Source organism: Rubritalea profundi (assembly GCF_002954445.1).
In the GTDB taxonomy this organism is placed as follows: Bacteria; Verrucomicrobiota; Verrucomicrobiia; order Verrucomicrobiales; family Akkermansiaceae; genus Rubritalea; species Rubritalea profundi.
Genome location: NZ_MQWA01000001.1, coordinates 2,709,745 through 2,724,759 on the forward strand (window position 1 = coordinate 2,709,745; position 15,015 = coordinate 2,724,759).

Here is a 15,015-nt window from a genome sequence, read left to right on the forward strand (position 1 = left end):
CAATTCCTAGTGAAATCATTTCTTTTTTGAGGGGCATCGCACAGGGTATTGGTCGCTGTCATATCCGCAGATCTGGGTTTATTTATTGAGAGAGTTCTAAAAAACGTGCATCACGCCCGATTATTGAGTACTCGTTTTTCATGAAAATATTCACACTACTTCTAGCGATAGTGGCTCTTACCAGCGCTGCCACAGCACAGAAGAAAGAAGCTAAGCTTACCACTGTCATCCAGCCTAAATGGGTAAGTCTTTTCAACGGTGAAGATCTCTCAGGATGGGTCGATGTGAATACCAGTAAAGCCACTTGGAAGGCTGTTGATGGCGAGATGCACTGCACAGGGTTACCGATCGGTGTGATGCGTTCTGAGAAAATGTATGAAAATTTTATTTTGGAAATTGAGTGGAAGCACATGAAGAAAAAGGGCAATAGCGGGGTCTTCCTGTGGTGTGATGCTGTCCCTGGTCGCAACAGGCTTCCAAGTGGCATGGAGGTTCAGATGCTAGAGCTGGACTGGATAAACAGGCCCAATGGAACTAAAGCACATCCCAGCTATATCTCAGGAGAACTATTTGGTGCTGGAAAGCTCACTGCAACTCCAGACAACCCGAGACCTGATAATCCCAAAGGTCCACGCAGTATGTCTAAGGAGTTTCGTTGTAAGGGAGTAGGCGAATGGAATCATTACAGCATCGTTGCTATCAATGGGACAGTAAACCTAAGTATCAATGGCAAGTTCGTGAACAGCATTCGCAACAGTTCTAAAAAAAAAGGCTATCTCTGCCTTGAGGCTGAGGGCTCTGATGTGCGCTTTAGGAACATTCGCATCATCGAACTTCCTAGTGGCGTGATCACGCCCGAGGAAGTTGTGAAACCAATTACTAAAAAGTAAGGTTTTCACTAAGTAGCCTCATTTGTTGAATTTCTAGAGACTTTCTCAAGTGACCTTGGATTGTCTGAAGAAAGAACTAGGCAATGATTGCTTCCCGCCAATCGAAACATCCATTTTCGGCATACAGGTTGCGTTTTCATAAGCCATTGATAAGCTTACTCGAAGGTGATCGAGAGCAAGGGTTGCAAATTGCTCAGCTTCGAGTTACCGATTTCCTGCTTTGACTACTTTAGCTACAACAAGCACGGTTCCAGCCGTCGCCGCCCGCGAGATTTTACGTCGCCGAACCTTTGCGATCATATCCCACCCGGATGCGGGGAAGACGACTCTCACCGAAAAGCTGCTTCTCTACGGCGGAGCGATCGGCTTGGCCGGGAGCGTCACATCAAAGAAAGAAAAACAGTCCACCTCCAGTGACTGGATGGATATGGAGAAAGAGCGTGGGATTTCGGTTTCCTCGACTGTGCTTCAATTTGACTACAAAGATTACTGCGTCAATCTGCTCGACACACCAGGGCACCATGACTTTTCCGAGGACACTTACAGGGTTCTTTCCGCTGTGGATGCAGCCATAATGGTTATCGATGCAGGTAAAGGGATTCAGGCGCAGACTTTGAAGTTGTTCGATGTTTGTCGTAAGCGCGGCGTCCCCATTTTCGTGTTTATCAACAAAATGGACCGTCCTTCGCGTCCGCCTTTGGAATTGATCGACGAATTGGAAACTGTGCTGAAACTAGCACCGGCTCCAGTCAACTGGCCGCTCGGTGATGGACCACGATTCCGTGGTGTTTTCGATAGGCAAAAAGGGCAGGTGAATCTTTTTGAGAAAACCGCGCACGGAGCGTTCAAGGCTCCTCTTTCAGTCGCCGGTATCGAGGATGATCAGGTCCGTGAGGCTATGGATGATGATATCTATGAGGCAGTGACCCAGGAGATCGAAATGCTCGATGGTCTGACCGAACCATTAGATATCGAACAAGTGCTGGCTGGCGAGCAGATGCCGATTTATTTCGGTAGCGCTATGAACAACTTTGGTGTGCAGAACATGCTGGAGAGCTTTCTGGAGTTGGCTCCCGCTCCGGCTGGTCGAGTGAATGGCGGAGAAATGGTCTCTCCAAATACCGATAACTTTTCAGGGTTTGTTTTCAAGATTCAGGCAAACATGAACCCACGCCACCGCGACCGAGCTGTGTTCGTACGGATCGTTTCCGGAATCTTTGAACGTGATATGCAGGTTGTCGATCAACGCACTGGCAAGAAAGTCCGACTTTCGAATGCCCAGAAGTTGTTTGGTCAGGACCGCGAAACTCTCGATATTGCCTATGCTGGAGATATTCTAGCCCTTGTTGGAAACTACGATTTCCTCATCGGGGACACCCTGACGACAGATTCTAAAGTTGTTTATAATGAGATGCCACGCTTCACTCCTGAGTGTTTCGCTTACATCCTCAACAATGACACTGCCGGTATCAAACGCTACCGTTCAGGAATGGCGCAGTTGATGAAGGAAGGCGTGGCTCAGGCTTACCGTGTGCACGGCAGTTCTCAGGCAGTCCCTATGCTGGGAGCGGTTGGCCCCCTCCAGTTCGAGGTGCTCCAAGCGCGACTTCTTTCGGAGTACAAAGTCGAAACCCGAGTGGAAAGCCCGCCGTGGTCGGTTGTCCAATGGTTCAAGGAAAACGAGCCTGACACAGCAAGAAAAGCCCAAGATCCACCCAAAGTGAACCTCACCTCGGGATGTGTCCTAGCACAAGACCAAGATGGCAATTGGGTCGTTCTATTGAACTCCAAATACCTTGTATCCTTCGTCAAGGACCGCAACGAGCACCTCACCTTCCGTGACTCCGCAAACGAGTAGACAGAAATAGCTCATAAATCACCCAACAAAAATCCCGCTTGGATTCCTCCGAGCGGGCTTTTTTATTCGTAGAAGAGGCTTCCAGCCTCTTTAGCCTCTAGACTAAGTGATTTGGAGCCGACGCAAAAATCCTGTAGCTCGCGATCGTATCACCTTTATCTTGATTCATGATAGTATCACTTGATACTATCACGCATGAAGCCACCTTTCGCGATTACAGATAAAATCCTCAACCTAGTCTCAACTATCGAGAGATTGATTGGTCGTATTGAAAGTTTAGACCACCCTAAGCCTCAGCCGCAACTACGTAAATCAAACAGGGTTAGAACGCTACAAGGTAGTTTGGCAATCGAGGGTAACTCGCTGGATTTAGAACAAGTCACGGCCATTCTCGATGGGAAGAGGGTGATTGCACCCAAGAACGATATCCAAGAAGTTCTTAATGCTAATGCTGCTTACGAGAACCTCCCCATCTATAAACCTGCAAATCAGAAGCACCTACTAAAGTCTCATGCAGTCATCATGAAGGGACTGATTGCAGAAGCTGGCAGGTGGAGGTCTGGGAACGTGGGAGTGATGAAAGGCGATGAAATCTCGCACATGGCCCCGCCAGCTGAACGGGTTCCCTACTTGATGGACGACTTATTTAAGTTTCTTAAAACCGACACGCATGCGCTTATTCAGGGATGTGTGTTCCACTATGAGTTCGAATTCATTCACCCGTTCCAAGGTGGTAATGGCAGGATAGGCCGATTCTGGCATACCTTGATGTTGTATCACTATCACGAGGTCTTTGAGTACATTCCTGTTGAGTCGTTAATCAAAGATCACCAGAAGCAATACTACAACACTCTAGAGCAATGTGATCACGCTGGTGAATCCACACAATTTATAGAATTCTCTCTCGAGATGATCATGAAATCTCTAGAAGATTTCATGGAGGTATTTAGGCCCAAAACGACAACACCCATTGATAGATTGACGAATGCGCGAAAGCATTTTTCAGATACGTCTTTTTCAAGGAAAGACTACCTCGATCTTCACAAGACCATCTCAACTGCCACAGCGAGTAGAGATTTGAGGGTTGGCGTGGATGAGAAGTTGCTGGAGAAGAGTGGAGATAAAGCTCTCACTCTCTATAGATTCTCTTAGTTCGGGATGTTACAGGCGCGTCTTGATTCGGAGTACAAAGTCCGAAAGCTGACTTGAGAGCTCGACGGGGTCGGTTGTTCAGGGGTTCTCGGAGAACGAGCCTGATACATCCACCATTCACCTAGGCATGGATGTTTTCCAAAACGTCCGGCGAGGTTTATAGATATGTGTGAATGGAGACTAGAGAAGCTCCAGCCATTTACTAGCCAGTTCATAGCGTCGCCCTCGACGTTCACCTTCTTGTAATAGGAATCCTGATTCTACCCATGATTTACAAAGGTTGAGAGTAGCTCTGGGCTGAATACCTAAAATTTTAGCAATCTCACCGGTGCTCAAAAATCGGCTATTTCTAAAGAGTGCGAGTACTAGCTTTTGGCGTTGATCTAGTTCCCTGAGTAGCGAGCTCTGATCAGGAATCGACTTCATTTGTTCTGCTTGAGACTGAACATGCGAGAACGAGTCTGCCATCCCTCCGCAAAAGTATTCTACCCAATGAGAAATATCGGCCTCGGCACGGCCCATATAGTAATTGTGAGAATCTCCAACACTGATAGATTCATAGTATGCGGTGAGGTTTTTAGCGCGCACTAAAAGACACACAATATAGGAGAACCCGCTACTAAATGGCTGGCATGCAATTTCCCAGCCGGAGCAAAAAAATCCCCATGCAACTCAAAAAAATCAGAGTAGCATGGGGATATATCGGCCTAATCAGTAAGACTAGGCAACGTGAGAAGAAAAATTATCCTTTAAGAGATGCAGTCACCTTCTTTGGGTACTTAAGCATTGCACGAACTGCACTTGAGTCCATTGCTGCAACAGTAGCTTCGTCCACACCTAGAGCGACAAGGCGGCGGCGTTGCGCTTTTACTCGCTGAGTTCTTGCTCCAGCTGACTTTGTTGGACGACTTCTGCTTGGGTTACGTTCTAATGTTGTTTTGGCCATAATAGTGTTTAGATTTGTAGTTAAAAATTGAAAGAACTGGCTGATCGACAGGATCGGATTAGCTCCGCTTTGCTGGTTGGTAGACGATCAACTAAGTTCAGTCAACTCGAAATCCACCCTTACTACCTCTAATAGCGTCCCTCAGCCCATAAATGAGGCCGCAGTAGAAATACAAAATCAACCTTAGTCATCTACCCATCAGACAAGTAGCATTTGAAACTTCCGATGGGCGCCGATGTGGAGATGTGCATATGGGGGCAGACCATTGCATTTCCTCTAAGATGCCACGGTAAAGGGCGCGTGCAGACCTAGACACACAATATCTGAGGCTGAGTTCTGCATCCCTTTATCTATAAGTGATCTTGAAAATTGATAGCTCGACATCAAACGCTATGCATCAGTTGAACTACGTGTAAATATGGGCAGTCTTGAGTGCGCGAACTTAAGCTGTTTTGTTGTAGTAGATCCTATGAAGAGTGGGGAGATTGGCCTAATTGGGGGCCAACACTGCCAGAGAAGTGCGATGCCTTCGGCATCTATGGATACCCCCAGACATCGCTGTGCGCTGACTGGTGGCTATGGAGTTATTCACCTCCAGTGAGGTGAGGTGGACTCCGAAATTCGGGGCATGGGGCGGTAATTGAAATCGCATGAAATGACTGGGAAATAAACAAATTAGCATAAAATGGTGTGAATATAATTGAATCCGCACATCTGTAAGCATTTCCGCACGAATAACCCGCTTGGCTTTCTCCGGGCGGGCTTTGTTTTAGTGTGGCGGTGGTTTCTAACCGCCACGCCTAGGATGGACTAGGCGGTTGGAAACCGCCGTCACGATACGCAAAAAGACCTCATCCCTAGAATAGGGTGAGGTCTTTGGAGATATGGTAAAGAGGCTGGAAGCCTCTTCTACGTTACGCGTTTGGTGTGGAGGCTGCTTCGTGTTGCTCTTCTGCTTTCTCGAGGGACGCGCGGGCCTTGGGGATGACGCGGATGAACTTCTTCACGGTCTTTTCCCAGTTGGCTAGGAACTTTTTAGCGCGAGCTGAGCCGGTGAGTTCGGCGTGCTTCTCGATGAGTAGTTTGAGCTCGGCGATGTCTTCAGCGCGCTTGATCGGAAGTGGTTTGACCATCTCGGTGTTGATGCGTGACTGGAAGCGACCGTCTTCGTCGTAGACGTAGGCAGTACCGCCGGACATACCTGCACCGAAGTTCTGACCTGTGAGGCCGAGAATCGCTACGAGTCCGTTAGTCATGTACTCACAACCGTGATCACCAACTCCTTCAACAACTGTTGTTGCTCCGGAGTTACGCACGGCGAAGCGTTCACCTGCGCGGCCATTGACGAAGAGCTCTCCGCCAGTTGCTCCGTAGAGGCATGTGTTACCGACGATAGAGTTTTCGTGCGCTTCGAACTGGTGACCGTCGACTGGGCGCACCTTGATGCTGCCAGCTGCCATGCCTTTACCTACGTAGTCATTGCCTTCACCGATGAGGTCAAGTGTGACTCCGCCTGCGAGGAATGTACCGAAGGACTGACCTGCGGAACCGTTGATTGTGAGGTTGATTGATCCTGCTGGGAGTCCGCGGTTTTCGAAGACTTCTGCGACACGCCCGGAAAGGCGTGTGCCGATGTTGCGGTCGGTGTTGACCACATTATAGCTGAGGTTCACCGGAGCGCGGTCCATGAGGACGCTAAGGTCTTCTGAGCCGATCTTTGCGTAGAGATCTTTGAGGATCTGTAGGTCGAGCGCTGGCTTGTCGATGCCATCGTTGCGATCTTGCTTACAGATGCGGGCAATCTCAGATACAGGAGTGCCTGTCATCTTGGAAATTTCTGGAGTCATGTCCTTGAGGACGGTAGAAAGGTCGATGAGGTTTGCCTTCGGGTGCTCAGGGACTTCGCGCTGGCGAAGGTACTCTGGGTGACCGATGAGGTCGTCGAGCTTCTTGATTCCTAGGCTTGCCATGACTTCACGTGCTTCTTGGGAAACTGCGTTGAAGAAGTTGATCACCTGCTCAGGAGTTCCTTTGAACTTTGCGCGCCACTTAGGATCAGTAGTCGCAACACCCACTGGGCAGTTGTTGAGGTGGCACTTACGAACGTAAACACAACCCATGGCAATCATCGCGATAGTACCGAAGTTGTATTCTTCAGCTCCGAGGATGGCTGCGGTGACGATGTCCTTACCATTCTTCATGCCGCCGTCCGTTCTGAGAGTGACTTTGGTACGAAGATTGTTAGCGAGGAGTGTCTGCTGCGCCTCTGCCAGACCGAGCTCCCATGGGAGTCCACAGTGCTTGGTAGAAGAGAGTGGGGATGCTGCAGTTCCGCCGTCGTGGCCGGAAATGAGGATCACGTCAGCGGATGCTTTAGCAACACCGGAGGCGACTGTTCCAACACCAGCTGAGGATACGAGCTTCACTGTCACTTTTGCTCTCGGATTGATTTCCTTGAGGTCGTGGATCAGCTGGGCGAGATCTTCAATTGAGTAGATGTCGTGGTGCGGTGGTGGGGAAATGAGCTGCACACCTGGCTGCGTGTTACGCAGACGAGCGATGATGCCATTCACTTTGTGGCCAGGAAGCTGACCACCTTCACCAGGCTTGGCGCCCTGTGCCATTTTGATCTCAAGTTCGTCAGCATTGACGAGGTAGTGAGCGGAGACACCGAATCGACCAGAAGCGATCTGCTTGATCCGAGATTTCGCGAGGTCGCCGTTCGGGTATTTCTTGAAGCGAATTGGATCTTCACCACCTTCACCGGAGTCGGACTTAGCGCCGATGCGGTTCATTGCGATAGCGAGAGTCTCGTGTGCTTCTGGAGAAAGTGCGCCCATGGACATTGCTGCTGTAGTGAAACGGCGGCGGATGTCTTCGATTGGCTCAACTTCGTCGATTGAAATTGCGCCAGATGCTGGAGGCACAAACTCGAAGAGGTCTTTAATGGCTACTGGGCCAGTCTCGAGAGAGGCTTGGACGTAGTCGTCGTAGTCTTCCTTTTTGCCATTTCTGACGAATGTGTGGAAGTTCTTGATGACGTCGGTAGTGATCGCGTGGCGCTCACCAGTCTTGCGGTAACGGTTGTAGCCTGGGTCGCCGAGCTCGAGCTCAGTGCCGTCGATAAGGTCGCTGTGTGCGGACTGGTGACGGATGATGGACTCAGCAGCAATTTCCGCGAAGCCAACTCCTGCGATGCGGGACTTGGTGCCGGTGAAGCATGTGTCGATGACGTCGTTGCCGATGCCGATAGCTTCGAAGATCTGCGCACTCTGGTAGGAGTTGAGCACGGAGATGCCCATCTTGGACATAATCTTGAGGATGCCTTTTTCAAGCGCCTTGCGGTAGTTCTTCATGCCAACCTCAGGAGTCATGTCGTCACCGAGTTTGCCTTTGGTGTCGGTAGCGATGACCTGACGGACAGTCGCGTAACCAAGGTAAGGACAAACTGCCGTAGCACCGAATCCGAAGAGACAGGCGATCTGGTGCGTGTCGCGCGCTTCAGCGGTGTCAACTACGAGAGATGAACTGAGACGCTTGCGAACGCGGTTGAGGTGGTGGTGAACTGCTCCTGTGATGAGCAGTGCTGGGATCGCTACGCGCTCAGGTGAGGCGGCGCGATCTGAAAGGATGACGATAGCAGTGCCGGCGTCGGCAGCATCTTCAGCTTGTGCGCAAACACGCTGGACTGCTTGGAGCATTCCGTCTGCGCCTTCGCTGATTGGCCAAGTGGTGTCGAGCTGGATAGAGCTGAATCCGTATTCGTCCATCTGCTTGATCTTCTCGAGCTCTTGCTCAAGGAGAATAGCGGACTCGAGGTTGATGATCTTAGCGTGCTCAGGAGTTTCGCCGAGAAGGTTACGCTCAGAGCCGAGACCGGCTTCGAGTGACATCACTGCCCACTCACGGATCGGATCGATCGGTGGGTTGGTGACCTGTGCGAAGAGTTGCTGGAAGTATGTGTAAAGAAGTCGTGGGTAGGTGGAGAGGATCGCTAGCGGGATGTCATTACCCATGGAGTAGACCGCTTCTTGAGCGCCCTTTACCATTGGTGGGAATACCATAGCGAGGTCTTCGTCACTGATGCCGTTCATGATCTGAAGGCGTTTGATTTCCGTTTCTTCGAAGTCTACAGCGGGAACCTGTGGCTCTGGTGAAATGTAGTCGCGAAGGTTGACTTGGTTTTCGTCGACCCAGCGGCGGTAAGGAGCTTGCTTGGCAAGGCCTTCTTTGATCTCGCGATCCTTAGTGAGAGTGCCGTCAGCAAGGTTAGCTAGAAGCATCTGACCAGGTCCGAGACGGCCTTTGGCGACAATAGATGTTTCGTCTACTTGGATAGCACCAACCTCTGAGCCGATGTAAAGGAGGCCGTCTTCAGTGAGCACGTAGCGTGATGGGCGGAGACCGTTGCGGTCGAGTGATGCGCAGAGCTTAGTTCCGTCTGTGTAAACGAGACCAGCTGGACCGTCCCAAGGCTCGGAGAACGAGCTGTGGTACTTGTAGAAGCCTTGAAGCTCTTCGGAGATGTCCTTGTCGTTGATAAATGCTGGAGGGACGAGCATACACATGGAGTGCTCGATCGAACGACCGGAAAGTGCGAGAAGCTCAAGTGCGTGGTCGAGTGACGCGGAGTCAGACTCGTTGTCGGAGGTGAGATCCTTGAGCAGAGCAACGTCGTCGCCCCAGATGTCGGATTCGAAAAGTTCTTCACGGGATGCGAGCCAGTTGCGGTTGCCGCGGACTGTGTTGATCTCACCGTTGTGTGCCACCATCCGGAACGGCTGGCCGAGTGGCCAAGCTGGGAAGGTGTTGGTGGAAAAGCGTTGGTGGTAGAGAGCGATCGCTGTGTGGAAGTCGTCGTCCTGCATGTCGAGATAGAACGCCTTCAAGGTAGCTGGCATTGCGAGTCCCTTGTAGGAAATCAAGCGACTAGAGAATGTAGGCATGTAGAAGCCTGCGGTCTCGGCAGTTGCGATCTCGATAGTGCGGCGCGCAAGGTAGAGTTGGCGCTCGAACTGGAGTTCCTCCCAGCCTGATGGCTTGGACATGAGGAAGTGGAGAACGTGTGGGCGAGTCTTCTGAGCGAGTTCGCCGAGTTCTTCAGGTGCGACTGGGCATACGCGCCAGCCGATGATGTTTATACCACGCTCTTTCACTGTCTTTTCAGCGAGTGCTTGGATCTCTGCGTGGCAGGACTCGTTGTCGCGTGGTAGGAAGAACACACCAACAGCGATGTCTTCAGCAGCTGCGTCAGATCCTAGCTTTTTAGCTTCGCGTGCGAAAAGTGGTCGCGGAATTTGTGAAAGGATACCAGAGCCGTCACCCGTTTTCATGTCTGCGTCAACAGCTCCACGGTGGGTCATGTTGCAAACCGACTCAACTGCGAGGTCGAGAATATTTTTCGATGCTTTACCGTGAATCTGGACGATAGCGCCCATGCCACAGTTGTCGCGTTCGTTGGTAAATGAGTGAAGGGAGCCGGTGGTGTCCGGTGTGAATCGTTGATCGTATGGGCTGGTCTTCATATCCTAATGATTGAGTGTGAAAAGTTTATGTCGCTGCTCGGGTGAGTTTGCCATTCCTTGCAGGTAGAATGCCTGCACGGCTCTGCATTTAAAAGGGTTAAAGCCTACTTGGAAAGCGTGAAATGTGGCAGCGATTCGAATCTCTGCTCGCTTCTGGTAAATGCAAGTGGGGGGAGGGGGCTATTTCCAGTCTGGAGGCACAAGTAGAGTAAGAGCTAAGCGCAGATCTGCAGGTGAAAAGAAACTCGAGTTTAGTGTGAAGAAATCCCTTTCAGCGTGGTCATCAGCTTCTCACCGCGTTTTTGGTTTGATTGAAGGATGCATTGTATACGTCCTTCGAGGTGGGCGACGAAGTTAGGATGGCACTCTCTGTTTTTAGCCTCAAATCCATGCTGTTTACATTGATGAAGTATCGCTCGGATTTGATCGTATTCTTTTCTGGGTAGATTGGTCCCTTGGTTGGCGACTAGTCCCGTGAGCCGTTGTTGTTGGCTTTGTCGCATCACTCTGGTTTTCTGACGATTAAGTTGCCACCCCTCTTCAGAAATAATGTTTTCGATCAACAGGGTGAACGATGCAATGGATTTATTGCCCAGTGGCTTGTCTGAAGAAAATGCGATGTCATCGGCGTAGCGGGTGAAGGATAAAGCCATTTTTTTAGCGAGCCCCTGTAATCTAAGATCAAGTCGGTAGAGTAACTTGTCCGCAAGTGCTGGTGAGCTTGGTGCACCCTGGGGAAGATGTGGCCGCTCTTAGAGCCACTTTCCTTTGAGGTCGTTCGGCAAGTGATGCGGGTTTGCCTGATGACAGCATGACCAGCGAGGTGTCTAGAAATTGTCGGTGGGTAGCCAGCCAGATGAAATAGAGATCTAACACGTGCTCGCTCAGTGCTCAAAAAGTAGTCTTTCAAATCAAATTTAAGAACTACCTTTTTATTTTTGTGGGGTTGGGTGAAACTGAAAATGGATCTAGCTTGTTTGAATCCGTGTGGGCAATCATGTGACGGAATGCGATCCAAAATACCATGAAGTATTCGACGTTGGATCATCTTTAATCGCCACTTTGGGATTTCTAACAACCTCATTGCGCCGCTTCTTTTAGCTATAGTTTTGTAGTTGTAGTGACAGAGTTTCGTGCTTCCAGAGGTGAAGTGCATTTCCCCCGAAAACCAATCGAGTTCTTCCGGCGAGATATCTAGCCAGTGAGCCAGCTTTCCTATAGTGCAGATACTAAGAACATTCCAGTCAGAGGAAAGGGTGCGATCCGTTGCCATCGTGACAGGAAGGGTGTCAGGATATAAAGTGATTCTCCGTTGTTTTTTTCGCCGCAGTGCTGGGTCATTACTAAGCCATTCTTTGACGGCCCGAATGGAGGGTCTGCTGCCAACACCAAAATGTTCGATTAGCCGGTGAATGAGTTTGTGTCGGAATGTTCGCTGACTTTCAAAGCAGGATTCCAGACGCTGATCCAAAGCGTCGAACGTGAGTTCTCCACTTAGTATGAGAATTGCTAACCTTTCTAATACATCCATACGAATTGCCAAAAATGAAGAAAATCAACATCGAAGCTAACCAATCTCGTATGGCGAAGGGCTCCTCCCAGTGTGGTGGGACGCACCCTTTGCTTTGCCGCGTAGTAGTTAAATAAATGCCCTGAGGTTACCTCAGAGAAGGATTTCTCCCAAACTTAGCTTCGATGCGATTTTCTCGCCTTAGTAATAATGAACAGAGAATGCGTTGCAAGAAAATAGCTATTGCCTTTTGTCGTTGGGAAATGAGGATGGCGGCATGAATGATGTCGCGCGTAATTTAGTAGCAGTGAAGCAGCGAATATCGGAGGCGGCAGAGCGCTCTGGGCGAACTGCTGATTCGGTGTCGTTAGTGGCGGTTTCTAAAACCTGGCCAGTGGATCACGTGCAGCTCGCTGTTGATGCTGGGCAGAATATTTTTGGTGAAAATAAACTTCAAGAGGGGCAGGACAAAATTCCGGCGATGGATCAGAGCCTTGAGTGGCACTACATCGGTGGACTTCAGCGCAATAAAGTACGGAAGGTGTTAGACCTTTTTCACTGGGTGCACAGCATTGATTCACTCAAACTAGCGAAATATACCGATGGGGTTGCCGCTGATTTAGGAGTGAAACCAAAGGTGCTCTTGCAGGTCAATATCGGTGCGGAGCTCAGCAAAGGGGGATTCACACTCGATGGACTTGGTGAACAGTTTTCAGAAATGGTAGCTCTCGAGAATATCGAGCTCCGAGGGTTGATGTGTATCCCGCCTGCGGTTGCCGAGCCCGATCAGGCGAGAAAGTTTTTCAAAGCGATGGTGACTCTACGCGATGAACTCATCGATAAACACAGAGTAGAACTCCCAGAACTCAGCATGGGGATGAGTGGAGACTTCGAAGTAGCTATCGAAGAAGGTGCCACCATGGTTAGAGTCGGCAGCTCGATCTTCGGTGGCCGAAACTATCAGAAGTAGCGCGACCGTCTCGGTCGCTTTAAATCGATCCGAAGGCAAATGGTGTATTCATCACAGGGAATAACGAGGTAACCGAGACGGTCGCGCTAAGTATTCTAGCCACTTGCCACTTGCTACAAGCGACTCAAACGACTAAGCCCGCTTCATGCTCAAACTTGAAAACATCGCAAGCATTGGTGACGAATTGGCACTGGCGTGGGGCGATGGCCTCGAAACTTACATCAAGCATGATGAACTGCGTAAGGCTTGCCCGTGTGCCAACTGTCAAGGTGAGCCAGATGCGCTCGGTCGTGTGGTGAAGCCTCCAGTACACTACAACGAGAAGAGTTTCACCCTCGTGCGCTGGGAGAATGTCGGAGGCTACGCGATTGCATTCCACTGGGCCGATGGCCACTCGACTGGGATTTTCAGTTATGAATACCTGCGTAAATTAGGGGAATAGGTGTTATGTCGGGCGGCGTTTTGTTACTGCAGGTTTCCTGATGAATTTCAGTATTAGGTTTTATCGACTGGTCAAAGCTGGAGGGAAATAGTAAGGAATGCTTAACCATTTTTAAGCGACCATGATTGAATACCAACGCGACGAGCAGCAGACCATTCCAGACTCCCAAGTTAAAATTATCGGTGTAGGGGGCGCGGGATTGAATATGATCGACCGTGTGGCTCTCGACGGTATGCTGGGGGCTGAGTTGTTAGCTCTGGCATCAGATGCGCGTTCACTAACCAGTTCGGTGGCTTCTGAAAAAGTTCAGTTAGGTGCAAATCTCACGATGGGCTTGGGATGTGGCGGTGATCCAGCTCATGGTGAGCGTGCGGCTAAGGAGCAGGAGACAGAAATTCGCGATGCTCTGAGAGATCGGAAAATGGTGTTTGTTTGTGTCGGTCTTGGTGGCGGCACAGGCTCAGGAGCTGCGCCATTGGTGACGAGAATAGCTCGGGAGCTTGGCGCTTTTGTAGTGGTGTTTGCAACCATGCCCTTTGAATTTGAAGGGAAACGTCGGCGTGATCAGGCTGAGACAGCGCTCAAGGAACTTTCCGTGATAGCAAATGCCTTAGTCACCTTTGAGAATGGCCGTATGGGTGAGTTGGTTCTAGCTTCCCAAGGGATTCACGAAGCTTTTGCTGCGGCAGATAGAATGATTTCTGAAAGTATTCAGGCTGTGACACGGTTGGTCGTTAAGCCAGGTATTATCAATATCGGCTTAGATGATTTGATGAGCTCGCTCAGCGCGACTCGCTCCCGTTGTCTATTCGGCTCAGGGGTGGCTGAGGGTGAAAATCGTAGTCAAGCTGCGCTGCAAAATGCTCTTACAAGTCCATTGTTGGACAAGGGTCGCCTGCTCAAGAATACCAAGACAGCATTGGTGCATGTCTGTGGTGGCGAGGGGATGACGCTGTTTGAGGTCGAGCTCTTGATGCGTGATCTCAGCAAGCACGTTCCGGACGATGCGCATATTTTATTTGGAGTAGCAGTAGATCCGAATATGGGTGATAGCCTGAGTGTCACGATCATTAGTTCTTTGCCGGAAGGTAGCTTTGTGAAGCAAGAAGAGACTGTGGTTGCTGTTGAAGAACTTCCCGAAGTTGTCGAGCTTGAAGATCCGATTGCCGTAGAGCCTGTTGTGGAGGAAGAGCTTGCTAAAGAAGAGTTGAACATCGAAGTGGCCTCAGAGGGGAGCCTTTTGGATAAACTTTCTGAAATGGCTGAAGAAGTGGATTCTTCTGAGTCTATTGTGGTAGTCGAGGAAGCTGAATCACTTATTGAAGGCGAGGTCGCCTTGCTTCCTGATGAAGAGTTAGAAGCGGAAGTGTCTGACGAGCAGTCCGTGGAGGAGGTGTCAGTAGAAGTCGATCAAGTGGCTGAGGAATCAGTCTCGGATGAGGTCGATGAGGTGACGATGTTTGAGGAGTTAGAAAAAGAAGTCACTGGTGATCTTATAGACGAAGCAATGAAGTCGGCTGCTGCTGCAGTAAAGGGCTCTCAAGCTGAGTTAGAACTAGACGGTGGGCCGCGTGGCAAGTTCGAGGGCGAAGCGCCTAATCTTGTGGACGGAGAAGACCTCGATATTCCACCGTACTTGCGCAATAAGCGTTAGGGAGATTTGATTTTAAAGCTAAAAAACCACTCACTGTTAGGTGAGTGGCTTTTTCTTTTAAAATATAT

9 protein-coding genes and 1 pseudogene are annotated in these 15,015 nt (G+C 50.0%); 6 read left to right on the forward strand and 4 right to left on the reverse strand.

Annotated features, from left to right (window positions below; all coding sequences use genetic code 11):
• Positions 1-140 precede the first annotated feature (140 nt).
• The 3 genes from BSZ32_RS11880 to BSZ32_RS11890 all read left to right on the forward strand — a co-directional run bounded on the left by BSZ32_RS11880 (position 141) and on the right by BSZ32_RS11890 (position 3,900).
• Positions 141-890, forward strand: a complete 750-nt coding sequence (locus tag BSZ32_RS11880) for a 3-keto-disaccharide hydrolase (RefSeq protein WP_105043614.1) — start codon at positions 141-143, stop codon at positions 888-890.
• Between the two features lie 220 nt (positions 891-1,110).
• Positions 1,111-2,748, forward strand: coding sequence for a peptide chain release factor 3 (locus tag BSZ32_RS11885; RefSeq protein WP_105043615.1), 1,638 nt, complete (start codon positions 1,111-1,113; stop codon positions 2,746-2,748).
• A 195-nt stretch (positions 2,749-2,943) separates the two neighbouring features.
• The gene (locus BSZ32_RS11890; RefSeq protein ID WP_105043616.1) at positions 2,944-3,900 is read left to right on the forward strand and encodes a Fic family protein; all 957 of its coding nucleotides are present in this window, start codon (positions 2,944-2,946) and stop codon (positions 3,898-3,900) included.
• A gap of 180 nt (positions 3,901-4,080) precedes the next feature.
• On the opposite strand, the gene BSZ32_RS11895 is transcribed toward BSZ32_RS11890, so the two are convergent.
• The 4 genes and pseudogenes from BSZ32_RS11895 to BSZ32_RS11910 all read right to left on the reverse strand — a co-directional run.
• Positions 4,081-4,500: a Fic family protein gene (locus BSZ32_RS11895; RefSeq protein ID WP_129589734.1), complete on the reverse strand. Its 420-nt coding sequence runs from the start codon at positions 4,498-4,500 to the stop codon at positions 4,081-4,083.
• Positions 4,501-4,642: 142 nt separating this feature from the next.
• Positions 4,643-4,846 carry a hypothetical protein gene (locus BSZ32_RS11900; RefSeq protein WP_105043618.1) on the reverse strand — a complete coding sequence of 68 codons (204 nt, stop codon included), beginning with the start codon at positions 4,844-4,846 and terminating at the stop codon, positions 4,643-4,645.
• A 914-nt stretch (positions 4,847-5,760) separates the two neighbouring features.
• A complete protein-coding gene (gltB, locus tag BSZ32_RS11905; RefSeq protein ID WP_105043619.1) occupies positions 5,761-10,371 on the reverse strand; it encodes a glutamate synthase large subunit in 4,611 nt (1,536 codons plus the stop codon).
• A 251-nt stretch (positions 10,372-10,622) separates the two neighbouring features.
• Positions 10,623-11,099: pseudogene (locus BSZ32_RS11910) on the reverse strand (RNA-dependent RNA polymerase family protein); the annotation flags it as partial.
• Between the two features lie 1,032 nt (positions 11,100-12,131).
• Here BSZ32_RS11910 and BSZ32_RS11915 point away from each other — a divergent pair.
• The 3 genes from BSZ32_RS11915 to BSZ32_RS11925 all read left to right on the forward strand — a co-directional run bounded on the left by BSZ32_RS11915 (position 12,132) and on the right by BSZ32_RS11925 (position 14,947).
• Entirely contained in the window at positions 12,132-12,851 is a 720-nt protein-coding gene (locus tag BSZ32_RS11915) for a YggS family pyridoxal phosphate-dependent enzyme (protein WP_240610626.1), read from the forward strand.
• 145 nt (positions 12,852-12,996) lie between these two features.
• The gene (locus tag BSZ32_RS11920; protein ID WP_105043621.1) at positions 12,997-13,293 is read left to right on the forward strand and encodes a DUF971 domain-containing protein; all 297 of its coding nucleotides are present in this window, start codon (positions 12,997-12,999) and stop codon (positions 13,291-13,293) included.
• A gap of 121 nt (positions 13,294-13,414) precedes the next feature.
• Entirely contained in the window at positions 13,415-14,947 is a 1,533-nt protein-coding gene (locus BSZ32_RS11925) for a cell division protein FtsZ (protein WP_105043622.1), read from the forward strand.
• Positions 14,948-15,015: the final 68 nt, after the last annotated feature.

Bases quoted from the DNA above. Each gene is read 5' to 3' on its own strand.
- BSZ32_RS11880 (WP_105043614.1), top strand. From the start codon at position 141: ATGAAAATATTCACACTACTTCTAGCGATAGTGGCTCTTACCAGCGCT.
- BSZ32_RS11890 (WP_105043616.1), top strand. From the start codon at position 2,944: ATGAAGCCACCTTTCGCGATTACAGATAAAATCCTCAACCTAGTCTCA.
- BSZ32_RS11900 (WP_105043618.1), bottom strand. From the start codon at position 4,846: ATGGCCAAAACAACATTAGAACGTAACCCAAGCAGAAGTCGTCCAACA.
- gltB (WP_105043619.1), bottom strand. From the start codon at position 10,371: ATGAAGACCAGCCCATACGATCAACGATTCACACCGGACACCACCGGC.
- BSZ32_RS11920 (WP_105043621.1), top strand. From the start codon at position 12,997: ATGCTCAAACTTGAAAACATCGCAAGCATTGGTGACGAATTGGCACTG.
- BSZ32_RS11925 (WP_105043622.1), top strand. From the start codon at position 13,415: ATGATTGAATACCAACGCGACGAGCAGCAGACCATTCCAGACTCCCAA.